Raw genomic sequence first — 22,827 nt, 5'->3', positions numbered from 1 at the left:
CATGGCGGTCACGTCTGCACAGACGCAGAAGGCCGTCGCTTCCGGACGGGGTGCGAGCCCCGTCCGGAAGCGGCGCCGGCTGCGACAGTTCACGCGCCGCGACGTGGTCACACTGTCGATCATGGTGGGCATCCCCACCTTGATCCAGGTGGTCCTCGTCTGGTTGCCCACCCTGTTCTCCATCGGCCTGTCGTTCGTGCGCTGGAACGGTCTCGACTTCAGCGACATGAAGTGGGCGGGCCTGAGCAACTACCACTACGTCTTCCAGGACTACACGCCGTTCTGGCCCGCGGTGCTGCACAACGTCATCTGGCTGCTGTTCCTCGGCGTCATCGGGACTCCGCTGGGTCTGTTGCTCGCTGTGCTGCTCGACCAGGCCATCAGGGGAAGCCGCATCTACCAGAGCATCTTCTTCGTGCCGGTGATGCTCTCACTTGCTCTGATCGGGATCATCTGGCAGCTGTTCTACTCGCAGGACAATGGCCTGCTGAACTTCCTGCTGGGAACGGCAGGCAAGCCGAACGCGGTCGACTGGCTGGGCAACCCGAGCGTCAACCTGTGGGCGGCCATGGTGGCGGCCACCTGGCGGCATGCCGGCTACGTCATGATCCTGTACCTGGCGGGGCTGAAGAGCGTCGACCCGGGCCTGCGCGAAGCGGCTTCGCTCGACGGCGCGAACGGCTGGCAGGCGTTCTTCCGGGTCGTGTTCCCGGCCATGAAGCCGACGAACATCATCATCGTGGTCATCACGATCATCGAGTCGCTGCGCGCGTTCGACATCGTCTGGGTCATCAACAGGGGCACCAACGGACTCGAGTTGCTCAGCGCGCTGGTCATCCAGAACCTGATCGGTGAGGGCCAGGTGATCGGCGTCGGATCCGCACTCGCCGTCGTGCTGCTGATCATCTCTCTCGTACCCATCGTCTGGTACCTGGCGAGGACCTTCCGAAAGGAGACGGAATGACCGCCGCCACCTCGGTGCGCGTGCCGCCGCACACGCCCGCCACGACACGACGCAGAAAGAACCACCGCTGGGGCACCATCCTGTTCATCCTCGTGATGGCGATCATGTGGCTTCTGCCGCTCGCCTGGGCTCTCTACACGTCGTTGCGGCCCAAGGCCGACACCGACAAGTACGGCTACTTCTCGATCGCCGGCTCGTTCAACTTCCAGAACTACGTGGATGCCTGGACGCAGGGCGGATTCCCGACCTACTTCGGCAACTCGGTGATCATCACGGTGCCCGCCGTGCTGCTCATCCTGTTCTTCGCCTCCATGATGGCCTTCGCGGTGTCGCGGTTCAGCTGGCGGTTCAACGTCACGCTGCTCATCATGTTCACCGCGGGCAACCTGCTTCCGCCGCAGGTGCTGGCCGCGCCGCTGTTCGAACTGTTCAAGCACACGACCCTGCCGTACTGGATCAGCGACTCCGGCTCGCTGCTCAACACGTACGTCAGCGTCATCGCCGTGAACACCGCGTTCCAAATCGGCTTCTGCACGTTCGTGCTGTCGAACTTCATGAAGGCCATCCCGCACGAGCTCACCGAGGCCGGGCGCGTCGACGGGGCGAGCGTGTGGCGCCAGTACTGGAACGTCATCCTGCCGCTCACGAGGCCCGCACTGGCGGCGCTCGGCACGCTCGAGGTGATCTTCATCTACAACGACTACTTCTGGCCGCTGATCTTCATCCAGTCCGGCGACCGGCTGCCGGTCACCACCGCGATCAACAACCTGCAGGGGCAGTTCCTGTCCAACTACAACCTGCTCGCCGCCGGCGCGATGATCACCGTCATCCCGACGCTCGTCATCTACCTCGTGCTGCAGCGGCAGTTCGTCGCAGGCCTCACGCTGGGTGCGAGCAAGGGATAATCGCATGATGCTGGCAGCCGCGCGTCAGAGCGCGATCGTTTCCCGCGCCCGGGAACGCGGTACCGTGCGTGTCACCGAGCTCGCTGCTCAGTTCGCGGTGAGCGAGATGACCGTGCGCAGGGACATCGACGTGCTCGTCTCCAGCGGCCTGCTGGAGCGCGTGCACGGCGGTGCCACGCTCCCGGGCGGCGGCCTGAGAACGGACGAGCCGGGCTTCGAGTCCAAGATCGTGCGCGAGGAGGAGGAGAAGCTCGCCATCGCGCGCGAGGCGGCATCCTTCGTGCGTCCGGGAAGCGCGATCGGCATCAGCGCGGGAACGACGACGTGGCGGCTCGCCTCGTTGCTGGCCAACGCGCCGCTGGACTGCACCGTCGTGACGAACTCGGTTCAGGTGGCGAGCGCGCTGTATCCGCGGGCGGGAAGCGGCAGAGGGCACGTCATCCTCACCGGCGGCGAGCGCACGCCGTCGGATGCGCTGGTCGGGCCGATCGCGATCTCGGCGTTGCGACAGCTGCACCTCGACTACCTCTTCCTCGGCGTGCACGGCATGGACGAGCACGAGGGTTTCACCACGCCGAACCTGCTCGAGGCCGAGGCCGACCGCGCGTTCGTCGCCGCCGCCAGACGCGTCGTTGTGCTGGCCGATCACACGAAATGGGGAACTGTGGGAATGTCCACCATCGCCGAGCTCGACGAGGCGGCTGTCGTGATCAGCGACGACGGCCTCAGCCGTCATGCGCGGGAGGTTCTCTCCTCGCGCGCGGGCGAGCTGCGTATCGTCGCGGCATCCGGACGGGCACGATCGGAAGCGGCATCGTGATCGATCGCGTGCACCTGCGCGTCCCGGGCGTGAGCCTGCTGCTCGACACGCGCGACGCCGACGTCAGGGTGGCGCACTGGGGCGCCGACCTCGGCCAGCACGGCGACCGGCTCGACCCGGCGGTGCTCACGGCGTCGGCCGCGCACTCGGCGTTCGACGAACCGGCGCCGGTGTCGCTCATCCCGCAGCCGGCACGTGCCTGGCGAGGAACGCCGGGCATCGCAGGCGATCGGCTCGGCAGGGCGTTCTCGTCGCGTCTCGTGCTGCAGGATGTCTCGGTCGAGCGGCAGGACGACGCGGGTTCGCAGCGCGCGCGTCTCGTGCTCACCGACGAGGCGTCCGCCCTGCGCGTCGACGTCGAGCTCACCCTGGATGCCACCGGTCTGCTGCTCATCGACCAGCGCGTCACGAACACCGGCGACGACGTGTACGCCGTCGCCGCGCTCGATACCACGCTGCCCGTTCCCGGGCAGGCGACGGAGTCGCTCGACCTCACGGGCCGCTGGGCGCGGGAGAAGCATCCGCAACGCCGCCGCATCGACCAGGGCACGTGGACGCGAACGGGGCGCCACGGGCGCACCGGTCACGACTCCACGCTCGTGATCGCGGCCGGCACCCCTGGGTTCGGCTGGCAGCACGGCGAGGTATGGGCTGTGCACCTCGGCTGGAGCGGCGACCACTCGAGCCGCGTCGAGCGCGCGGGCGACGGGCAGACCGTGCTCGCCGTCGGGGAGCTGCTGCGACCAGGCGAAGTCGAGCTGGCGCCCGGTGAGACATACGTGGCTCCGACCGCGTACGCCGCATACTCGGCGCACGGGCTCGACGGCGTCAGCTCCAGGTTCCACGAGTGGCTGCGGAGTCGCGACCGGCATCCGTCGTCGCCACGGCCCGTGGTGCTCAACACCTGGGAGGCCGTGTACTTCAACCACGACCTCACCGTGCTCACCCAGCTGGCCGACGCGGCCGCCGACCTCGGGGTCGAGCGGTTCGTGCTCGACGACGGCTGGTTCCTCGGACGGCGCAACGACACGAGGGGCCTCGGCGACTGGTTCGTCGATCCGGACGTCTGGCCGCAGGGCCTCACGCCCCTCATCGACCACGTCAAGGGCAAGGGCATGCAGTTCGGGCTCTGGGTGGAGCCGGAGATGATCAACGAGGACTCGGATGTGGCGCGCGAGCATCCCGAGTGGATCGCCCGTCCGAACGGGGCGGGCGGCCGACTCTCGCTGCCGTGGCGTCACCAGCAGGTGCTCGATCTCGTCGATCCGGATGCCTGGGACTACGTGTACGCGCGCCTGGACGCACTGCTCAGCGAGTATCCGATCGACTACCTGAAGTGGGACCAGAACCGCGACCAGGTCGAGCTCGGGCACGAGGGCCGCGCGTCGACGCACGAGCAGACGCTGGCCGTGTACCGGTTGCTCGACGCTCTGCGCGCCGCGCACCCAGGCGTCGAGATCGAGAGCTGCTCGTCGGGCGGGGCGCGCGTGGATCTCGGCATCCTGCAGCGCACCGACCGGGTGTGGGCGTCCGACACCAACGACGCGCTGGAGCGGCAGAGCATCCAGCGCTGGACCGGGCTCGTGCTTCCGCCCGAGCTCGTCGGCTCGCACGTCGGGCCGGGCACGTCGCACACCACGAGGCGCACGCACGACCTGTCGTTCCGCGCGATCACGGCGCTGTTCGGGCACTTCGGCATCGAGTGGGATGTGCGCACGCTGACGGATGCCGAACGCTCGCAGCTGAGCGCCGCCATCCGCTTCTACAAGGAGAACCGCGCGCTGCTGCACTCGGGTCGCGCAGTGCGCATCGACCGCCCGGACTACACGGATGCCGCGTACGGCACCGTCTCGCACGACTGCTCGCGCGCGGTCTTCGTCTATGCCGCGCTGGCCACCTCGCCCAACGAGCTGCCGGCGCGGCTCCGCTTCGCGGGCCTCGACGCGGATCGCGACTACCGGGTCGGGCTCGGACTTCCACTCGACCCTCACGCCGCAGAGGGCCGCGGCGTGCCTCCGTGGCTGCGCGCGGTCGCCGATGCGGGAGCGGACGGCGCGCCGGTCGTCTCCGGACGCGCACTCATGCAGGTCGGGCTTCCGATGCCCGGCCTGCATCCCGAGCACGCCGTGCTGCTGACCGTGTCAGCGGTCTGACCGAGCGGATCCCGTGCCGCCGTCGGACAGAATGGGAGTCGACGGTTCAAGGAGGCACGGGATGAGCGACCACGCGGCCGATCGCTACGAGGAGACCATCGTCACCGATTTCAGCCGGCGCATGAGCTACTCGTCGTATCTGGGCCTCGACCGGTTGCTGTCGGCGCAGCATCCGGTCAGCTCGCCCGAGCACCACGACGAGCTGCTGTTCATCGTGCAGCACCAGACGACGGAGCTGTGGCTGAAGCTCGTGCTGCACGAGCTGACGGATGCCTGCCGGCTGCTGAGGGACGACGAGCTGCAGCCTGCCCTGAAGCGCATCGCGCGGGTGAAGCACATCCAGCGCACGCTGACGGAGCAGTGGTCGGTGCTCGCCACGCTCACGCCGACGGAGTACGCGCAGTTCCGCGGGTTCCTGGGTAACTCGTCGGGCTTCCAGTCCTGGCAGTATCGCGCCGTCGAGTTCTCGCTCGGCAACAAGGATGCGCGCATGCTGCGCGTCTTCGAGAGCGAACCCGCGGCGCACGATGTGCTGACGAACCTGCTGCACGCGCCGAGTCTCTACGACGAGTTCCTGCGGTATCTCGCCAGGGCGGGATTCGCCGTGCCGGAGTCGGTGCTCGAGCGGGATGTCACGCAGCCGTACCGCGAGCATCCGGAGCTCGTGCCCGTGCTCGTCGGCATCTACGAGAACGCCGAGGCGCACTGGTCGGAGTACGAGGCGTGCGAGGAGCTCGTCGACCTGGAGGAGAACTTCCAGCTGTGGCGGTTCCGACACCTCAAGACGGTGCAGCGCACGATCGGCATGAAGACCGGAACGGGAGGATCCAGCGGCGTGCCGTTCCTGCAGAAGGCGCTCGACATCGCGTTCTTCCCCGAGCTGTACACGGTGCGCACCAGGATCGGCGAACAGGCGTGATCGGGGCCGGATGCTAGAGCAGGGAGAGGTCGTCGCCTTCGAGGCGTGCTGGTCGGGTTCCTTCCGCGGAAGGAGTGCATACACGCTCGTGGATGGTGCGCTGCACCGTGCCGACCCGGATGCGCGGGCAGATGTCACGGTGCCCGGCACGCTCTTCCCGCGCCTCACGGATCACCACGTGCATCTGGCACTGATCGACCCGGAGCCGCTTCTCGACGGCGGCATCACGCATGTCGTCGACCTCGGCGGCGACCCGGCGCTCACCGGCCGGCTGCGCAGGGATGCCGCGTTCCCGGGGTCCACGCTGCCCGACATCCACATCGCGGGAGCGTTCCTCACCTGCTCGGGCGGGTATCCGAAGGGCAGGGAGTGGGCGCCAGACGGGGGCGTCGTCGAGCTGGACGACCCCGGCCAGGCGGAGTCGGCCGTGCGCTCGCAGGCGGCATCGGGGGCATCCGTCATCAAGGTCACGGTGAACAGCACTGCAGGTCCCGTGCCGTCGCCCGACCTCCTCGCCGCCATCGTCACGGCGGCGCGCGCGGAGGGCATGCCGGTGGCGGCGCACGTCGAGGGCGAGGGCATGACGGCGCTGGCGCTGGATGCCGGCGTCAACGTGATCGCGCACGCGCCGTTCACGGAACGGCTCGATCCGGCCATCATCGCCAGGATGTCCAGGGCGGGCACGGCCGTGATCTCCACGCTCGACATCCACCGGGACGCCGCGGCGGGCCAGGAACGCGACACCGCGCTGTGGAACGTGCGCCATCTGGCGGCGGCCGGCGTGCGCGTGCTGTACGGAACGGACCTCGGAAACGGCGAGCTGCCGCTCGCGGTGAACGAGCGGGAGCTCTCCGCGATGGCCGAGGCCGGCATCGAGCGGGATGCACTCGTCTCCGCCATCGCCGGCACGCCATCCGTCGACGTCGTCGGCCCGCGGTTCGCCTGGGTGCCTGGCACCCCTCCGGAGTCGGCCGAGGAGACGGCTGCATGGCTGGCCGGCGCCCGCGGAACCACCGTCGACTATCTCGAGGAGACACTGGAATGACGAACAGACCGGGGGAGGCGGCGACGTCGAGCGTGCCGGACCCGTTCCTCGCGCATGCGCGCCGGGCCGACCGAAGCGACGGGCTCGCGCATTTCCGCTCGCGCTTCGTGCACTCCGACGGACTCGTCGCGTACTTCGACGGCAACTCGCTCGGCAGGCCGACGAACGCCGGCGTGGAGCGCATCCAGCGCTTCCTCACCGAGGACTGGGCCGGCCGGCTCATCCGCGGCTGGGACGAGCAGTGGATGGAGCTGCCGTTCGCGATCGGCGACCGCATCGGACGCGTGGCACTGGGCGCGGCGCCCGGGCAGACCGTGATCGGCGACTCGACGACCGTGCTGCTGTACAAGCTGGCGAGGGCCGCCGTGGACGCCCCGCGAGGAGGTGGCAGGCGAACCGAGATCGTGCTCGACACCGACAACTTTCCGACCGACAGATACGTGCTCGACGGCATCGCGGCCGAACGCGGCCTCACGCTGCGCTGGATCGAGGCGGACCCGGCATCCGGTGTGTCGCCCGAGCAGGTGGCCGCCGTGCTGGGGCCGCAGACGGCGCTCGTGGTGCTCAGCCACGTGGCCTACCGCTCCGGGTTCCTCGCCGACGCCGAGCGCATCACGAGCCTGGCGCACGATGCCGGCGCGCTCGTGCTCTGGGATCTCTGCCACTCGGTCGGCTCCGTGCCCATCGAGCTCGACGCGTGGGGCGTGGATCTCGCTGTCGGCTGCACGTACAAGTACCTGAACGGCGGTCCGGGGTCGCCGGCATTCGGATACGTGCGCGACGACCTGCAGCGCGTGCTGCAGCAGCCGATCCACGGCTGGATGGGATCGGCCGACGTCTTCCTGATGGGCCCCGACTACACGCCGGCCGACGGCATGCGCGGCTTCCTCAGCGGCACGCCGCCGATCCTCGGCATGCTCGCCATGCAGGACACGCTGGACATGATCGAGGATCGCGGCATCGATGCCGTTCGCGCCAAGTCGCTCGCGCTCACGGACTTCGCGATCGAGCTGGCCGACGAATGGCTCGCTCCGCTCGGCGCCACGCTGGCCTCGCCCCGGGACCCGGCGCGCCGCGGCGGTCACGTGACCGTGCAGCACCCGGGAATGCGCGAGGTGACGGCGGCGCTGTGGGAGCGCGGCGTCATCCCGGACTATCGCGATCCTGGCGGACTGCGGATCGGCCTCTCGCCGTTGTCGACGTCGTTCGAGGAGACGTACCACGGCATGGCCGCCGTGCGGGACGCCCTGCGCGAGCACCTGCTGGCGGCCTCCGGGCTGGGCTAGAGTGTCACGGCGCGCCGGGTTCCGCGGCCGCGGACGCTCGCGCGTAACGCGGCGGGGGCCGGGCATCCGCGCCATTTAGGATGGGACGCATGTCCGACGGCCGCTCGTTCTACATCACCACGCCCATTTTCTACGTGAATGATGTTCCGCACATCGGGCACGCCTACACGGAGGTCGCCGCCGACGTGCTGTCGCGCTGGCACCGCCAGGCCGGCGACGACACGTGGCTTCTGACCGGAACCGACGAGCACGGGCAGAAGATCCTGCGCACGGCGACGGCCAACGGGCTGGAGCCGAGGGAATGGGCCGACCGGCTCGTCGCATCAGCGTGGAAGCCGCTGCTGGAGACCGTCGACATCGCCAACGACGACTTCATCCGCACCACCGACGAGCGTCACGAGGCGGCGGTCACGCGCTTCCTGCAGAAGCTCTACGACGACGGCCACATCTACGCGGGCGAGTACGAGGGCTACTACTGCGTCGGCTGCGAGGAGTACAAGCAGCGCGACGAGCTCGACGAGCCGCTCAGCGGCGAGTACCAGGGCCAGCTGGTGTGCAAGATCCACTCCCGGCCCATCGAGATCCTCAAAGAGAAGAACTACTTCTTCCGCATGAGCGCGTTCGAGCAGCGCCTTCTCGATCTGTACGAATCGCGTCCCGACTTCGTGCAGCCGGAGAGTGTTCGCAACGAGATCGTGCAGTTCGTGCGGCAGGGGCTGTCCGACCTGTCGATCTCCCGGTCGAGCTTCGACTGGGGCATCAAGGTGCCGTGGGACCCGTCGCACGTCGTCTACGTGTGGTTCGACGCGCTCCTGAACTACACGACGGCCGTCGGCTACGGCGACGATCCCGAGCTGTTCGCCCGCAGGTGGCCGGCATACCACCTGGTCGGCAAGGACATCGCGCGGTTCCACGCCGTCATCTGGCCTGCCATGCTCATGGCGGCGGGCGTCGACGTTCCGCACCGGGTCTTCGGGCATGGATGGCTGCTGGTCGGCGGCGAGAAGATGTCCAAGTCCAAGCTCACCGGCATCGCGCCGTCGCAGATCACCGACACGTTCGGGTCGGATGCCTTCCGCTACTACTTCATGCGCGCCATCAGCTTCGGACAGGACGGCTCGTTCAGCTGGGAAGACCTCTCCGCCCGCTACCAGTCGGAGCTCGCGAACGGCTTCGGCAACCTCGCCTCACGCGTGATCGCCATGCTGCAGCGGTACTTCGACGGCGTCGTCCCGGCGTCAGGCGCACCGACGGAGGCCGACCTCGGGGTGCGCGCGGTCGTGGCGGATGCGGCGCAGAACGCGGATGCCGCCATCGAGCGGTTCGCCATCCACGACGCGCTCGCCGCGGTCTGGACGATCGTCGACGAGCTGAACGGCTACATCACGGAGCAGGAGCCGTGGGTGCTGGCGAAGAACGAAGCAGACCGGGAGCGCCTGCGCACCGTGCTCTACACCGCGGCGGAGGGGCTGCGTGCGCTCGCCGTGCTGCTCTCGCCCGTCATCCCGAAGGCCACGGCCGCGCTGTGGGAGGCGCTGGGCGCCGAGCAGGCGCTCGGCGCGCTCACGGCGCAGCCGCTTCGCGAGGCGGGGCGCTGGGGGCAGCTGCCGGACGGCATCCGCGTCTCGGCGCTGGCGGCGCTGTTCCCGCGGATCGACCAGGTCGCGGTCGCGTAGCGCACGTCATGCCCAGCGACCCGACGTATCCGCCGCTTCCGACGCCGCTCGTGGTGCCGGTGTACGACAACCACACGCACATCGACCCCTCTGCACACCCCGGGCGGATCGAAGACGGCATGGCGCTGGACTACCGGGAGCAGCTCGACCGGGCATCCTCGGTCGGCGTGCGCGGCGTCGTGCAGGTGGGCACCGACGTCGCCTCGTCGATCTGGGCGGCGGAGACCGCGGCCATCGAGCCGCGCATGCTGGCCGCCGTCGCCATCCATCCGAACGACGCCCCCGAGCTGGATGCCGCAGGCGAGCTCGACGATGCGCTCGCCGTGATCGACGAGCTGGCCGGGCGGCCGCGCGTGAGGGCCATCGGCGAGACCGGACTCGACTTCTTCCGCACGGACGAGAGCGGGCGCGCCGCGCAGTTCCGTTCGTTCGAGGCGCACATCGAGATGGCGAAGCGGCATTCGCTCGCTCTGCAGATCCACGACCGCGACGCGCACGCGGATGTCGTCGCCACGCTGCAGCGCGTCGGCGCGCCCGACACCGTCGTGTTCCATTGCTTCTCCGGCGACCCGGCGCTGGCGGAGTTGTGCGCCGAGAACGGCTGGTACCTGTCGTTCGCCGGAACCGTCACGTTCAAGAACGCCCAGAATCTGCGAGACGCCCTGCAGATCGCGCCGCGCTCCCTGCTGCTCGTCGAGACGGATGCGCCGTACCTCACGCCGACCCCGTTCCGAGGGCGACCGAATGCGCCGTACCTCATCCCGCACACCGTGCGTGGCATGGCCGCGGCCACGGGAACCGACGTGTCGGTGCTGGCCGCGCAGATCGTGTCCAACACCGAGCTGGTGTACGGGAAGTGGGACTCCGAGCCGGTGCAGGCGCCGCCGACCGAGCCGATCGGGATCATCGCGTGAGCACCGGGGGACGCGGGCGATGCAGTTCCTAGGGCCGGCGCACATCCGCGACCTGGCCGAGCTCCTCGACGTGACCCCGACGAAGAAGCTCGGGCAGAACTTCGTGATCGATCCCAACACAGTTCGGCGCATCGTGCGGGTGGCCGAGGTCGAGCCGGGCGACGTCGTGCTCGAGGTGGGCCCGGGGCTCGGGTCGCTCACGCTCGGGCTGCTGGAGGCCGGCGCATCCGTGGTGGCGGTCGAGATCGACGGGCGGCTGGCCCGTCAGCTTCCGGTGACGGTGGAGCAGCTGGCGCCTGAGGCGTCCGACCGGCTCACCGTCGTGCATCGGGATGCGCTCGAGGTCGAGACCCTGCCTGCCGACCCGGTGCGACTCGTGGCCAACCTGCCGTACAACGTGTCCGTGCCGGTGCTGCTGCACCTGCTGCAGCGCCTGCCCACGCTCGCGTCGGGAGTCGTCATGGTGCAGGCCGAGGTGGGACAGCGCCTCGCGGCGCAACCGGGCTCGAAGGTCTACGGCGGCCCGAGCGTGAAGGCCGCCTGGTACGGGTCGTGGCGGACGGCAGGCCAGGTGTCGCGCCAGGTGTTCTGGCCGGTTCCCAATGTGGACTCGATCCTCGTGGCATTCGAGCGCGGCGAGCATCCCGGCGACGACGAGCTGCGCCGCCATCAGTTCGCCATCGTGGATGCCGCCTTCGGGCAGCGTCGCAAGATGCTGCGGCAGTCGCTGGCGACCGTGTTCGGCGACTCGGCGACGGCGTCGTCGGCCCTCGAGTCGGCCGGGCTGAAGCCGACGGCCCGAGGCGAAGAGCTCACTCCCGCCGAGTTCACCGCGCTCGCCCGCGCCACGCTCGGCGGGTAGCGCGCGACGCGGGCGCCGCGACACCCCAGCGCGAGTCGACGACACCGTAGGTTGGTAGACATGATGTCCGCCAGCCAGGGTCTTCCGGTGCACGCCCGCGCTCCCGGCAAGGTGAACCTGTACCTGGGGGTCGGCGCCGTCGGCGACGACGGCTATCACGAGGTCGCCACGGTGTACCAGGCGGTGTCGCTGTACGAAGACGTGCGGGTGTGGCCGGCCGAGGACATCACGCTGAGCTTCAGCGGGCCGATCGACTGCTCGGGCCTTCCACGAGACGAGCGCAACATCGCGGTGCGCGCCGCTCAGCTCGTGGCCGACCTCGCGGGTGTGACCACCGGCGTTCGCATCGAGATCGAGAAGAACGTGCCGATCGCCGGCGGAATGGGCGGCGGTTCGGCGGATGCCGCGGCCACGCTCATCGCGTGCGACGCCCTGTGGGAGACCGGCCTGAGCCGCGAGCAGCTGCACGAGCTGGCGGCGCAGCTCGGCGCCGACGTGCCGTTCGCTCTCGCAGGCGGAACCGCCATCGGGCTCGGCCGCGGCGACGAGCTCAGCCCGGTGCTGAGCCAGGGCAGGTTCGACTGGGTGCTCGTGCTGCCGCGAGGCGAGCTCTCCACGCCCGCCGTCTACCGTGAGCTCGACGCGCACCGCGAGCGCCATGCCGGAGAGCTCGGGCCGGTGCAGCGGCATCCCTCGGTCAGCACGGAGCTGCTGCAGGCGCTGCGCGCAGGCGACCCTTCGCTGCTGGCCGAGAACCTCGCCAACGACCTGCAGGCTCCGGCCATCCACCTCTCGGACGAGCTCGCCGAGGTGCTCGAGCTCGGCGAGCGCGCGGGCGCTCTCGCGGGGCTCGTTTCGGGCTCCGGCCCGACCGTCGCCTTCCTCGCCGAGGATAGGGAGGCGGCGATCGACCTACAGATCGGGCTCAGCGCATCGCAGCTGCGCGCCGTGCGCGTCTCCGGTCCCGTGCACGGTGCCCGAGTGATGCCGCTCGGTGGATGACGCGGCCTGATCGCTCTGGGCCCGGGTTGGGCCGCTGCCCCGTGCCGGAATCGCGGGGCACAGGGGTCCGGTGTACTGGACCCGGGTGAATGCACCGCAGTGTTACGCCGCGTGAAGTCACACTTCGCAAAGCCGGGGCGTCGTCGCCGACGATACGAGAGTCTTGAAACATCAGCTCATGCCATCGTCGGCATACGACGCCGGATGGCCAGCCATGGGCATCCGTCCCAGCGCGCGAGAGCTCGGTCACGGGAGCACAGCGCCTGACAGAGCCCAGCACCCGAGAACCCGGAAGGCACACCCATGTCCACGAACGACCCGCAGCTGCCCGCCAAGCAGAGAAGATCGCGCACGGGCCTGATCACGGGCATCGCCGTCGCGGCGGTCGTCGTGATCGTCACCGCCGTGCTCATCGTCGTGAACGTCGTCGGCGGCTCGTCGTCGTCCAGCGCCGCGACCGGCTCATCCGCCAAGCCGGTCACTGTCTCGATCGGGGTGACGGATGCCGCCCAGCCGTACTGGCGCACGTTCAGCGACCTCGCGAAGAAGAAGCTGAACGTCACGGTGAAGCTCGTCAACTTCAGCGACTACAGCCAGCCGAACCCGGCGCTGAGCCAGAAGCAGCTCGACCTCAACGAGTTCCAGCACATCCAGTTCCTCGCGAACTACAACGTGACGAACCACGACGACATCCAGCCGATCGGCGCCACCGCGGTGTACCCGCTGCCGCTGTACTCGCTGAACTACAAGAAGCCGTCCGAGCTGCCCGCGAACGCGAAGGTGGCCATCCCGAACGACGCCATCAACGAGGCCCGAGGTCTTCTCGTGCTGCAGTCGGCCGGACTCGTCGACCTGAAGGGCGGCGGATCGGCGTTCTCCACCACCGCCGACGTCTCCTCGTCGAAGGTGCAGCTCACCACGCTCGACGCGTCGCAGACGGCTCAGGCGCTGCAGACCGGTTCGGTCGATGCCGCGATCGTCAACAACAACTACGCGACGGCGGCGAAGATCCCGGCGACCGATGCCATCTTCAAGGACGACCCGGCCAGCGCGAGCGCGGCCCCGTATGTGAACGTGTTCGCCGCACGCAAGGCGGATGCTGCGAACCCGCTGTACCTCAAGCTCGCCGCGCTCTACCACGACCCGACGGTCGAGAAGCAGGTGCAGACCGCGAACGGGGGCACGGCCGTCTTCCGCACTGTCAGCGCCAAGGACCTGCAGGCCAGCCTGTCCAAGGTCGAAGCGGACGCGAAGGCCGCAGCGAAGAAGTGAGCGAGCCCGGCAGCGCCGGCGCCGCTCCGACCGCGCCGCTCGTGCGCGTGGAGAACGTGTCGAAGACGTTCCGGGTGGCGGGCGGCACGGTCGTGGCCGTCGACGACGTCTCGCTCGACGTGCGCAAGGGCGAGATCCTCGGCATCATCGGCTACTCCGGAGCCGGCAAGTCCACGCTCGTGCGGCTGATGAACGCGCTCGAGCTGCCCACGTCGGGACGGGTCTTCGTGGGCGACGAGGAGCTCACCGCGCTGCCCGAGAAGCGGCTGCGGACGGTGCGCCGCGAGATCGGCATGATCTTCCAGCAGTTCAATCTGCTGCGGTCGCGCACCGTCGCGGCCAATGTGGCGTACCCCTTGCGGCTCGCCGGCGTCAGACAGCCGGAGCGGGACGCCCGCGTCGCGCGGCTTCTCGACTTCGTCGGCCTGCTCGAGAAGGCGCACAGCCACCCGGAACAGCTCTCCGGCGGCCAGAAGCAGCGCGTGGGCATCGCCAGGGCGCTCGCCACCAACCCGCCGCTGCTGCTCGCCGACGAGGCGACCAGCGCCCTGGACCCGGAGACCACGGCGGATGTGCTTGCGCTGCTCAAGCGGGTGAACCAGGAGCTCGGCGTGACGATCGTGGTGATCACGCACGAGATGGAGGCCATCCGCGCGATCGCCGACCGGGTCGCGGTGATGCACGCCGGCCGGGTCGTCGAGCACGGCGACGTGTACGAGGTGTTCTCGGCGCCGAGAACGGATGCCGCGGCGGGCTTCGTGCGCACCGTGCTGCGCGACCGCCCGTCGCCGCAGACGCTCGAGCGTCTTCGCCGCGTGCACTCCGGCCGGCTGGTCACCGTGCAGGTGCGCGACGCGCACGGCTTCACCGCGGCGGTCACCAGGGCGTTCGCGGCGCGCGGCGTCGAGAACGAGGTCGTGTTCGGCGGCATCAGCGAGCTCCAGAACCGGTCGGTGGGTGCGCTGACCTACGAGCTGACCGGGCCGGATGCCGCGATCGACGATGCGCTCGCCGACCTCGCAGCCCAGGGCATCCAGGCGTTCGACGAGGGCGGAGCGCCCGACAATGGAGAGCTGAGCTGATGGACGACTTCATCGCCGCCCTGCCCACGTTCTGGACAGCGATCGGCCAGACCCTCTACATGGTCTTCATCGCGCTCATCGTCGCGGGGATCCTGGGCCTCGCCCTCGGCGTCGCACTGTTCGTGACGCGAGCCGGATCGCTCCTGCCGAACCGCGCGGTCAACATCGTGCTCAACGTCATCGTGAATATCGTGCGACCGATCCCGTTCATCATCTTCGTCGCGGCCATCACGCCGCTGACGCTCGCCGTCGTGCACACGTATATCGGTGCGAGCGCCGCGGCCTTCGCCATCTCGCTGTCCGCGGCCTTCGCCGTCTCGCGCATCGTCGAGCAGAACCTGGTGTCCGTCGATCCCGGCGTGATCGAGGCGGCGCGGGCGATGGGCGCGCATCCGTTCCGCATCATCGTGACCGTGCTGATCCCGGAAGGGCTGGGGCCGCTCGTGCTCGGCTACTCGTTCATCTTCGTCGGGCTCGTCGACATGTCGGCGCAGGCCGGCGTGATCGGCGGCGGCGGCCTCGGCGACTTCGCCATCACCTATGGCGTGCAGCGCTACAACTGGCCCATCGTGTACATCACGGTCGCCGTCATCATCGTGCTCGTGCAGCTGGGCCAGTTCGCCGGCAACGCGCTCGCACGCCGCGCGTTGCGACGCTGACGAGCGCGGGCCGACCGGGCGCTCGCCGATCGTCTCAGCCGATGGCCTCAGCCGATGGCCTCAGCCGATGGCCTCAGCCGATCGACTCAGCCGATGGCTTCGGTGAGGGCGAACCAGCGCTCTTCGAGCTCGGCCGCTTCCTGCTCGAGCACGGCGATGGCATCCGTCTTCGCCCCGAGGCCCACGTAGTCGGACTGGTCGTGCTCGGCCAGTGCGGTGCGTTCGGCGTCGATGCGCTGCGTCAGCTTGGCCAGCCGTCGTTCGATGGACGCGACCTCCTTCTGCGCATCGCGCAACGCCGAACCCGTCAGCCCGTCGCCGCCGCCACTACCGCCACTACCGCCACGACCGTCGGTTGAGCCTGTCGAAACCGCCGCGCCGCTCGAACCGCTGCCGGCGCCGCCACCGCCTGGCGAGCCGGACGGACCCGCCGCTCCGCCGCGGCCCTGCTGCGCCTTCTCCTTGAGAGCGCGCAGCCGCAGGTACTCGTCCACTCCGCCCGGCAGGTGCCGCAGGCGGTGGTCGAGGATCGCGTACTGCTGGTCGGTGACGCGCTCGATGAAGTACCTGTCGTGCGAGACCACGATGAGGGTCCCCGGCCAGGAGTCGAGCAGGTCCTCGATGGCTGCGAGCATGTCGGTGTCGAGGTCGTTGGTCGGCTCGTCGAGGATGAGCACGTTCGGCTGAGCGAGCAGGATGAGCAGCAGCTGCAGCCTGCGCTTCTGCCCGCCGGAGAGATCCTTGACGGGCGTCGACAGCTGCGCAGACGAGAAGCCCAGCCGCTCGAGCATCTGGCTGGGTGACAGCTCCTGCGCCCTCGAGCCGGTGCCGATCGTGTACGTCGTGCGCAGTCCGGCGAGCACGACGCGAACCGGGTCGTCGAGGTGCTCGTCCAGCTCGTCCATGCGCTGGGTGAGCGAGGCGACCTTGACCGTCTTGCCGTGCTTCACCCGCCCGGCCGTCGGCTCCACCGTGCCGGAGATGAGGCCGAGCAGGGTCGATTTGCCCGCGCCGTTGACGCCGAGGATGCCCGTGCGCTCGCCGGGCGCGATCCGCCACTCGATGCCGCGCAGCACGTCAACGCGGCCGCCGGGCTCGGCTGTGCTCGTGCTTCCCGCCCCGCCTGTGCCCGCCGTGCCCGTGGCGGCCGTGTCCGCGGCGGCGCCCCTACCGGCATCGGCGCCGTCGTCGCGTGCCGGGAACGACACGGACGCGTCCACGATGTCGACGACCTCCTTGCCCAGCCGCGAGACGGCGAGCGCCTTCAGCGACACCGCGTCGCGGACCGGCGGCTCGTCGGAGATCAGGGCGTTCGCCGCGTCGATGCGGAACTTGGGCTTCGACGTGCGCGCCGGCGCTCCTCGCCGCAGCCACGCGAGCTCCTTGCGTGCCAGGTTCTGGCGCTTCGCCTCCGACGCCGCCGCCATCCTGTCCCGCTCCACGCGCTGCAGGATGTACGCCGCGTATCCGCCGTCGAACGGTTCGACGATGCGGTCGTGCACTTCCCACATGGTCGTGCACACCTCGTCGAGGAACCAGCGGTCGTGCGTCACGACGAGCAGCCCGCCCGCGCTCGCCGCCCAGCGCCGCTTGAGGTGCTGGGCCAGCCACGTGATGGCCTCGACATCCAGGTGGTTGGTGGGCTCGTCGAGCGCGAGCACGTCCCAGTCGCCGCTGAGCAGAGCGGCGAGCGCCACCCTGCGTCGCTGACCGCCGCTCAACGAGGCGACGACCGCATCCCACGGGATGTCCGCGAGCAGCCCGGAGATGACGTCGCGCACGCGCGCGTCGCCCGCCCACTCGTGTTCCGGGATGTCGCCCACGACGATCTGGCCGACCATGAGCGCATCGTCGAGCACGTCGTCCTGGTCGAGAACGCCGATCCGCACTCCGCCCCGCACGGTCACACGGCCGGAGTCGGGTCGCCTGCTGCCCGCGAGCATGGCCAGGAGGCTGGATTTGCCGTCGCCGTTGCGACCCACGATGCCGATGCGGTCGCCCTCGTTCACGCCGAGCGAGACGGAATCGAAGACGACCTTGGTGGGGTACTCGAGATGCAGGGCCTCGGCCCCGAGAAGATGCGCCATGTCGTCTTCCAGGGTAGGGGAGCGCGACGGCTGGTTGAGCCTGTCGAAACCAAGCCGTGCTGGCTACGCGGCGCGCTCGGCCCTGGCCCTGGCGACGACCCGTCCGCGCGCAGAGTCGGGGAAGGTCGTGAGCAGGTAGCGCACCTGGTCGGCGTCGACATCCGCACCGAACAGCTCCGTGTTGGGCTCCATGCGGATGCCCTCGGCCAGCGGTCCCGCGACCACGGCGTCGAAGCCCAGCGCGTCGACGACCGAGACGACGGCCGCGACATCCGCATCGTCGTCTCCTGCCACGGCGATCGCCTTGCGCCCCTCCGCGCCGCGCGGTCGCGTCTCCTCCTCGAGGTCGTGGTACCCCATGTGGTTGAACGCCTTGACGACCCGGGAGGCCGGCAGGAACCGCTGGACGATCTCGCTCGTCGAGGTGCGCGGGTCGTTCAGGTCGTCGCGGATGCCGTCCACCTCCCACCAGTAGTTCATGGCATCGATCACGAGCTTGCCGCTCAGAGCGTCCACGGGCAGGCTCTCGTGCTTGCCCAGGGGCAGCGCGAGGATGACGGCATCCGCCTGCGCTGCTGCGTCGTGGGCCGTGACGGCCCGCGCTCCTGGCACGAGCACGTCTACGATGAGAGCGATCTTGGCGGGATCCCCTGAGCCGGCCAGCAGCACGTCGTAGCCTGCTGCCACGGCGAGGCGTCCGAGCACGGTGCCGAGCTTGCCTGCACCCAGGATGCCGAGGGTGCGGATGCCGGCGCCGTCGGCGGTTCCGTTCGCGGCGACGGCGGACTCGTCCTGCGTCTTCACGTTCTCCGCCTCCGCGTCCTTCGCGCTCACCGTCGCCTTCGTTCCATGCCCGGCTCCTGCACTGTCTGCAGGGATACTTCATTTTCGCCCGATTGCCGCGGCTCGTGGGAGCTGCGGGGTCGCTCCGGCCGCCGCGCCACCGCGCCTCCGCCCGTCATGCCGCGGCGGTCTCGGGCAGCCGGCGCATCCTGCTGAGCGGCGAGAACACCACGATGCCCGTGGCGAGGAGCCCGAGCACGCAGCCGAGCCACATGGTGGGCACGACGCCGATCCACCCGCCGAGCAGGCCGGTCACGACCCCGCCGATGGGTATCACACCCCACACCACGAACCGGATCGAGGCGTTCATGCGCCCGAGCAGCGCAGGAGGGCAGATGCGCTGACGGAACGACAGCTGCGCCACGTTGTACACGACCACGGCGAACATGAAGAAGAAGTCGCCGACGACGAGGAGCGGGATCGACGCCTGCGGAACGAGGGCGGCCAGCGGCACGAGGAACGGCGCGACGGCGCTCGTCACGGCGGCCACGACGATGATGCGGCCTTCGCCGACCCAGCGGGAGAGCGCAGGCGCGCCGACCGCCCCCAGGATGCCTCCCACCGCACCGACGGCCGCCATCGCCCCGTAGACCGCAGGCGACAGGCCGAGTTCCTTCAGCACGAACAGCGACAGCAGCGTCGTGATGAAACCCTCGAACAGGTTGGACGCCGCCGTCATCATCGTGATCCGCCTGAGCAGCGGCGTGCCGAACACGAACCGCACGCCCTCGCCGATGTCGCGCACGAGCGAGGAGTGCTCGCGCTTCTGGTGCTTGGGTGCTGCGTCGTGGATCGAGGCCACGAAGCCGAACGAGAACAGGTAGCCGATCGACGTGGCCAGCACCACGATGGGTGCAGGCATGACGGCGAGCAGGCCGCCGGATGCCGCGGGCCCGCCCACTCGCGCCACCTGGGCGCTCGTCTCCAGACCCGAGTTCGCCGCCGTCATGTGCCTGGATGCCACGAGACGTGGCACGTAGCTCTGATACGTGACGTCGAAGAACACCGTCGCGCCGCCGACGACCGCGCCGACCACGTAGAGATACCAGATCTGCAGCGCATCCAGCCACCGCAGCAGCGGAATGGATGCCAGCGCCAGCGCGCGCACCACGTCGGCCGTCATCATGACCCGGCGTTTGCGCATCCGATCCACCCATGCGCCGACCGGGAGCCCGATCACCAGGAACGCGAGCGTCTCGGCGGCGCTGAGCAGACCGACCTCCTGCGCGGTCGCATCCAGCACCAGCACCGCGAGCACCGGGATGGCGAACGTGCCCACCTGCTCGCCTGCCTGGCTGAACGTCTCGCCCAGCCACAGCCTCAGGTACGACGGATTGCGCCACACCGAGCCGGAAGCGGGGCCCCCACTGGAAGCGGGGCCGCCGGCGGAGACGGGATCGCCGGTCGCGCCGGACACGTTCTCGGCGGCGGCGGGTTCCGGCGAGTCGGACATCCGCTCACTCTAACGGCGGAACGGCCCCGCTCGCCGTCCGCCTGCCGGCGGTCTGCGTGCCCGTGGCCGCCGTGTCGGCGGAGAACGCTTGCGTCCCCAGCACCGACAGCAGTCTCAGCTTGGCCTCGGCATCGTCGCTCGACGCCGTGAGCACGAGCAGGGCCTGGCTCTGATCCTCCGTGAACAGCACCTGGCAGTCCAGCTCGATGGGCCCCACCTCCGGGTGCACGAGCACCTTGTGGTCCTCGAACCGCTTGGCCACCTCGTGGCGGTCCCAGAGCTCGGCGAACTCGCGGCTCACCCGCTGAAGCTCGCGCACCAGGTCGCCGGCCCGCGACCGATCGCCCATGGCGCCGTACGCGGCACGGAGGTTCGCCACGAAGGCGCGGCTCTGGCGGTCCCTGTCGTCCTCCGGGTACAGCGTGCGCTCCGTGTCAGGATGCCGGAACCACCGGTACATGTCGCTGCGCTCCCACCCGGTGCGTGCGCTCGCCTCACCGAACAGCGCGTCGGCCATGCGGTTCTGCGCGAGCGATTCGCCGACGCTCGAGATGACCAGCGCGGGGGAGTCGTCGAGGCGGTCGAGCACGCGCAGAAGCGCGGGAGCGACGTGGGCGGAGGCCGAGACCTGAGCGGGGATGCCGTGGCCCGCCATCCGGTAGAGGTAGTCGCGTTCGTCGCGGCTGAGTCGCAGCGCTCGGGCGAGGGAGGCCAGCATCTGCTCGCTCGGCTGCGGTCCGCGCTGCTGCTCCAGCCGCGTGTAGTAGTCGGCGGACATGGCGGCCAACTGCGCGACCTCCTCGCGGCGCAGCCCGGGCGTGCGTCTGCGCGGACCCTCGGGCAGGCCGACGTCCCTGGGGCTCAGGGCGCCGCGCCGGCGGCGGAGGAACTCGGCGAGAGCTGCGGCATCCATCCCTCCATCTTCGCCGTGTGCGCGCGGCCGATCCAGGGACCGGCGATCCCCCGATAAGCGCTCTCTGCCGCGCCCGTACGATCGCCGCGATCGTGGAGACATGCGAATCACAGGAAACACCGTCTTCATTCCCGGCGCAACGAGCGGCATCGGACTCGCACTCGCCCTTGCCCTGCGCGAGCGCGGCAACACCGTCATCGTCGGAGGCCGCAGGACCGAGCTGCTCGACCGCATCCGCACGGAGCACCCGGGCATCGACACCGTCGAGATCGACACGGGCGACCCGCAGAGCATCTCGGCGGCGGCGGACCGGGTGCTGAGCGCGCACCCCGATCTGAACGTGCTCGTCACCATGGCCGGCATCATGCGGGCAGAGGACTGGCACACGCCGCAGGGCTTCCTCGCCTCCGCCGAGGCGACCGTGGCCACCAACATCCTGGGACCCATCCGGCTCATCGGAGCGTTCGTCGAGCACCTGCAGAGCCGGCCGGATGCCGTCATCATGACCGTCTCGTCGGGTCTCGCTTTCACCCCGCTGCGGGTCACGCCGAGTTACAACGCCTCGAAGGCGGCCATCCACCAGCTCACCGAGACCATCCGGCTGCAGCTGAGTGACACGAACGTGCAGGTCATGGAGCTCGTGCCGCCTTCGGTGCGCACGGCTCTCATGCCCGGGCAGCAGGAGAGCGAGTTCGCCATGCCGCTCGACGACTTCATCGCCGAGGTGATGCAGCTTATCGAGACGCAGCCGGATGCGCGCGAGATCCAGGTGCAGAACGTCAAGTTTCTGCGCTACGCCGAGGTGCGCGGCGAGTACGACCAGGTCGTCGCAACGCTCAACGCGCACGATCCGCACGCCAGGGCGTCTTCCGCCGATCCGGCGGTCGCCGCGCCCGCTGCGTCCTGAGCGCGGGCGGCACGGAGCGCCGAGGCGGCGTGAGTCACACGTGCTCGACCGTGTGACTCACACCTCGCGGGCGAGGTACCGATACCGCGCCACCTGCCGGAATCCGAGGCCGTCGTACAGCCGCCGAGCCGTCTCGTTCGACGCGGTCACCTGCAGCCACACGGCGTGCATGTCTCGCCGGGTGGCGGCGTCGAGCAGTGCGGCGATGACCGCTCGGGCGTGGCCGCGGCCGCGCGCGTCCGCTCGGGTGGCGAGCGCGTAGAGGCCGCCCCAGCCGGTGCCGTCGTGCTCGACGAGCGCGAGACGGCCGACGGATGCCGCACCCTGCTCGTCCCGCACCGTCACGTAGATCGCCTCCCCGCCCGTCACGATGCGCCGAGCCCACTCGCGCTCGTCGGCGCCTCCCCGGCCGTCCACGCTCCACCAGAGGTCGAGCCACTCGTCGTCGGGAGTCTCGCGCACGGACAGGGGGAGAGTGGCGGGCAGAGCCACGGGCAGAGACACGGGCCGCGGCAGGGCCGCCAGCCGCGTCGTCACGTCGGCGATCCCGGCAGCGAGCACGAGCGTCTCGCTCCTTGCCGCATAGCCGCGCTCCAGGAGCACGGCGAGCAGCTCGCCGTCGCCGTCGGACAGCTGGAACAACGCGGGCAGCCTCCGTTCCGCGTACCAGCGCTCCGCGACCGCGATCGCCGACGCGGTGTCGGCGACACGGCCGGCCGGGTACACCGAGTTCGCCCGCTGCGTCACGCCGTTAGCCGCCCTGGCGATCCATCCAGGGCCCACGGATCCGATGATCTCGCGTTCCGGCGCCGGCCATCCCGCGTCGGCCAGGGCGGCGTAGTCGGCGGCGGCGAGCAGGTCGGACGGCTGGTGCTGCGGCATCCGAACACGCTATCCGGCGGCGTTGCGGCATTGCATCGGCGAGCGATGCCTGGAAGGGTGACCGACGGACGAGAGGGGTCTGGCGTGAGGGTGACCGAGCAGCAGGATCGAGTGCCGGATCACGGGCTTGCGGGAGAGACCGGCCCGGATGCGCCGCGCTCGCCCCGCTTCCCGTGGTGGCTC

General features: G+C 69.8%; 20 protein-coding genes. 15 read left to right on the top strand and 5 right to left on the bottom strand.

The window, feature by feature from the left end:
• Position 1 precedes the first annotated feature (1 nt).
• The 14 genes from VHB92_RS13460 to VHB92_RS13395 all read left to right on the top strand — a co-directional run bounded on the left by VHB92_RS13460 (position 2) and on the right by VHB92_RS13395 (position 15,559).
• On the top strand, positions 2 to 964 hold the full coding sequence (locus VHB92_RS13460) for a sugar ABC transporter permease (RefSeq protein WP_325454275.1): 963 nt from the start codon (positions 2 to 4) through the stop codon (positions 962 to 964).
• The gene (locus VHB92_RS13455; protein ID WP_325454274.1) at positions 961 to 1,869 is read left to right on the top strand and encodes a carbohydrate ABC transporter permease; all 909 of its coding nucleotides are present in this window, start codon (positions 961 to 963) and stop codon (positions 1,867 to 1,869) included. Before VHB92_RS13460 ends, VHB92_RS13455 begins: the two co-directional genes overlap by 4 nt.
• Before the next feature lie 7 nt (positions 1,870 to 1,876).
• Positions 1,877 to 2,689, top strand: coding sequence for a DeoR/GlpR family DNA-binding transcription regulator (locus VHB92_RS13450; RefSeq protein ID WP_325454280.1), 813 nt, complete (start codon positions 1,877 to 1,879; stop codon positions 2,687 to 2,689).
• Positions 2,686 to 4,842: an alpha-galactosidase gene (locus VHB92_RS13445; protein ID WP_325454273.1), complete on the top strand. Its 2,157-nt coding sequence runs from the start codon at positions 2,686 to 2,688 to the stop codon at positions 4,840 to 4,842. Before VHB92_RS13450 ends, VHB92_RS13445 begins: the two co-directional genes overlap by 4 nt.
• A gap of 61 nt (positions 4,843 to 4,903) precedes the next feature.
• A complete protein-coding gene (gene kynA, locus VHB92_RS13440; RefSeq protein ID WP_325454272.1) occupies positions 4,904 to 5,761 on the top strand; it encodes a tryptophan 2,3-dioxygenase in 858 nt (285 codons plus the stop codon).
• 10 nt (positions 5,762 to 5,771) lie between these two features.
• Positions 5,772 to 6,806, top strand: a complete 1,035-nt coding sequence (locus VHB92_RS13435; protein WP_325454271.1) for an amidohydrolase family protein — start codon at positions 5,772 to 5,774, stop codon at positions 6,804 to 6,806.
• The gene (locus VHB92_RS13430) at positions 6,803 to 8,092 is read left to right on the top strand and encodes a kynureninase (protein ID WP_325454270.1); all 1,290 of its coding nucleotides are present in this window, start codon (positions 6,803 to 6,805) and stop codon (positions 8,090 to 8,092) included. Before VHB92_RS13435 ends, VHB92_RS13430 begins: the two co-directional genes overlap by 4 nt.
• An 89-nt stretch (positions 8,093 to 8,181) precedes the next feature.
• Positions 8,182 to 9,768 carry a methionine--tRNA ligase gene (metG, locus tag VHB92_RS13425; RefSeq protein WP_325454269.1) on the top strand — a complete coding sequence of 529 codons (1,587 nt, stop codon included), beginning with the start codon at positions 8,182 to 8,184 and terminating at the stop codon, positions 9,766 to 9,768.
• An 8-nt stretch (positions 9,769 to 9,776) separates the two neighbouring features.
• On the top strand, positions 9,777 to 10,682 hold the full coding sequence (locus tag VHB92_RS13420) for a TatD family hydrolase (RefSeq protein ID WP_325454268.1): 906 nt from the start codon (positions 9,777 to 9,779) through the stop codon (positions 10,680 to 10,682).
• Positions 10,683 to 10,701: 19 nt separating this feature from the next.
• A complete protein-coding gene (gene rsmA / locus VHB92_RS13415) occupies positions 10,702 to 11,544 on the top strand; it encodes a 16S rRNA (adenine(1518)-N(6)/adenine(1519)-N(6))-dimethyltransferase RsmA (RefSeq protein ID WP_325454267.1) in 843 nt (280 codons plus the stop codon).
• Positions 11,545 to 11,607: 63 nt separating this feature from the next.
• Entirely contained in the window at positions 11,608 to 12,546 is a 939-nt protein-coding gene (locus VHB92_RS13410; protein ID WP_414653116.1) for a 4-(cytidine 5'-diphospho)-2-C-methyl-D-erythritol kinase, read from the top strand.
• Between the two features lie 303 nt (positions 12,547 to 12,849).
• Positions 12,850 to 13,818: a MetQ/NlpA family ABC transporter substrate-binding protein gene (locus tag VHB92_RS13405; protein ID WP_325454265.1), complete on the top strand. Its 969-nt coding sequence runs from the start codon at positions 12,850 to 12,852 to the stop codon at positions 13,816 to 13,818.
• Positions 13,815 to 14,900: a methionine ABC transporter ATP-binding protein gene (locus VHB92_RS13400; RefSeq protein WP_414653115.1), complete on the top strand. Its 1,086-nt coding sequence runs from the start codon at positions 13,815 to 13,817 to the stop codon at positions 14,898 to 14,900. Before VHB92_RS13405 ends, VHB92_RS13400 begins: the two co-directional genes overlap by 4 nt.
• The gene (locus VHB92_RS13395; RefSeq protein ID WP_325454264.1) at positions 14,900 to 15,559 is read left to right on the top strand and encodes a methionine ABC transporter permease; all 660 of its coding nucleotides are present in this window, start codon (positions 14,900 to 14,902) and stop codon (positions 15,557 to 15,559) included. Before VHB92_RS13400 ends, VHB92_RS13395 begins: the two co-directional genes overlap by 1 nt.
• Before the next feature lie 86 nt (positions 15,560 to 15,645).
• Here the strand turns inward: VHB92_RS13395 and VHB92_RS13390 are convergent, their stop codons facing one another.
• The 4 genes from VHB92_RS13390 to VHB92_RS13375 all read right to left on the bottom strand — a co-directional run bounded on the left by VHB92_RS13390 (position 15,646) and on the right by VHB92_RS13375 (position 20,855).
• Positions 15,646 to 17,646 carry an ABC-F family ATP-binding cassette domain-containing protein gene (locus VHB92_RS13390; protein WP_325454263.1) on the bottom strand — a complete coding sequence of 667 codons (2,001 nt, stop codon included), beginning with the start codon at positions 17,644 to 17,646 and terminating at the stop codon, positions 15,646 to 15,648.
• A 63-nt stretch (positions 17,647 to 17,709) separates the two neighbouring features.
• Entirely contained in the window at positions 17,710 to 18,480 is a 771-nt protein-coding gene (locus tag VHB92_RS13385) for an NADPH-dependent F420 reductase (RefSeq protein ID WP_325454262.1), read from the bottom strand.
• 124 nt (positions 18,481 to 18,604) lie between these two features.
• Positions 18,605 to 19,942 (bottom strand): MFS transporter, encoded by a 1,338-nt coding sequence (locus tag VHB92_RS13380; RefSeq protein WP_325454261.1) that lies wholly within the window; start codon positions 19,940 to 19,942, stop codon positions 18,605 to 18,607.
• A gap of 4 nt (positions 19,943 to 19,946) precedes the next feature.
• Entirely contained in the window at positions 19,947 to 20,855 is a 909-nt protein-coding gene (locus VHB92_RS13375) for a helix-turn-helix transcriptional regulator (RefSeq protein ID WP_325454260.1), read from the bottom strand.
• Positions 20,856 to 20,955: 100 nt separating this feature from the next.
• Between VHB92_RS13375 and VHB92_RS13370 the strand changes: the two genes are divergently transcribed.
• A complete protein-coding gene (locus tag VHB92_RS13370) occupies positions 20,956 to 21,762 on the top strand; it encodes an SDR family oxidoreductase (RefSeq protein WP_325454259.1) in 807 nt (268 codons plus the stop codon).
• Positions 21,763 to 21,819: 57 nt separating this feature from the next.
• On the opposite strand, the gene VHB92_RS13365 is transcribed toward VHB92_RS13370, so the two are convergent.
• Entirely contained in the window at positions 21,820 to 22,644 is an 825-nt protein-coding gene (locus VHB92_RS13365) for an N-acetyltransferase (RefSeq protein WP_325454258.1), read from the bottom strand.
• Positions 22,645 to 22,827: the final 183 nt, after the last annotated feature.

Origin of the sequence: Humibacter sp. (genome assembly GCF_035547335.1) — a bacterium.
Classification (GTDB): domain Bacteria; phylum Actinomycetota; class Actinomycetes; order Actinomycetales; family Microbacteriaceae; genus Humibacter.
The sequence above is the reverse complement of the archived record's forward strand: the minus strand, read 5'-3'. Positions and strand labels throughout refer to the sequence as shown.

What these genes read in the sequence shown, in the direction of transcription:
- VHB92_RS13435 (WP_325454271.1), top strand. Translation starts at nt 5,772, where the DNA reads ATGCTAGAGCAGGGAGAGGTCGTCGCCTTCGAGGCGTGCTGGTCGGGT.
- VHB92_RS13380 (WP_325454261.1), bottom strand. Translation starts at nt 19,942, where the DNA reads ATGTCCGACTCGCCGGAACCCGCCGCCGCCGAGAACGTGTCCGGCGCG.
- VHB92_RS13450 (WP_325454280.1), top strand. Translation starts at nt 1,877, where the DNA reads ATGCTGGCAGCCGCGCGTCAGAGCGCGATCGTTTCCCGCGCCCGGGAA.
- VHB92_RS13420 (WP_325454268.1), top strand. Translation starts at nt 9,777, where the DNA reads ATGCCCAGCGACCCGACGTATCCGCCGCTTCCGACGCCGCTCGTGGTG.
- rsmA (WP_325454267.1), top strand. Translation starts at nt 10,702, where the DNA reads ATGCAGTTCCTAGGGCCGGCGCACATCCGCGACCTGGCCGAGCTCCTC.
- VHB92_RS13390 (WP_325454263.1), bottom strand. Translation starts at nt 17,646, where the DNA reads ATGGCGCATCTTCTCGGGGCCGAGGCCCTGCATCTCGAGTACCCCACC.
- metG (WP_325454269.1), top strand. Translation starts at nt 8,182, where the DNA reads ATGTCCGACGGCCGCTCGTTCTACATCACCACGCCCATTTTCTACGTG.
- VHB92_RS13460 (WP_325454275.1), top strand. Translation starts at nt 2, where the DNA reads ATGGCGGTCACGTCTGCACAGACGCAGAAGGCCGTCGCTTCCGGACGG.
- VHB92_RS13370 (WP_325454259.1), top strand. Translation starts at nt 20,956, where the DNA reads ATGCGAATCACAGGAAACACCGTCTTCATTCCCGGCGCAACGAGCGGC.
- VHB92_RS13365 (WP_325454258.1), bottom strand. Translation starts at nt 22,644, where the DNA reads ATGCCGCAGCACCAGCCGTCCGACCTGCTCGCCGCCGCCGACTACGCC.
- VHB92_RS13410 (WP_414653116.1), top strand. Translation starts at nt 11,608, where the DNA reads ATGTCCGCCAGCCAGGGTCTTCCGGTGCACGCCCGCGCTCCCGGCAAG.
- VHB92_RS13430 (WP_325454270.1), top strand. Translation starts at nt 6,803, where the DNA reads ATGACGAACAGACCGGGGGAGGCGGCGACGTCGAGCGTGCCGGACCCG.
- VHB92_RS13405 (WP_325454265.1), top strand. Translation starts at nt 12,850, where the DNA reads ATGTCCACGAACGACCCGCAGCTGCCCGCCAAGCAGAGAAGATCGCGC.
- VHB92_RS13455 (WP_325454274.1), top strand. Translation starts at nt 961, where the DNA reads ATGACCGCCGCCACCTCGGTGCGCGTGCCGCCGCACACGCCCGCCACG.
- VHB92_RS13375 (WP_325454260.1), bottom strand. Translation starts at nt 20,855, where the DNA reads ATGGATGCCGCAGCTCTCGCCGAGTTCCTCCGCCGCCGGCGCGGCGCC.
- kynA (WP_325454272.1), top strand. Translation starts at nt 4,904, where the DNA reads ATGAGCGACCACGCGGCCGATCGCTACGAGGAGACCATCGTCACCGAT.
- VHB92_RS13395 (WP_325454264.1), top strand. Translation starts at nt 14,900, where the DNA reads ATGGACGACTTCATCGCCGCCCTGCCCACGTTCTGGACAGCGATCGGC.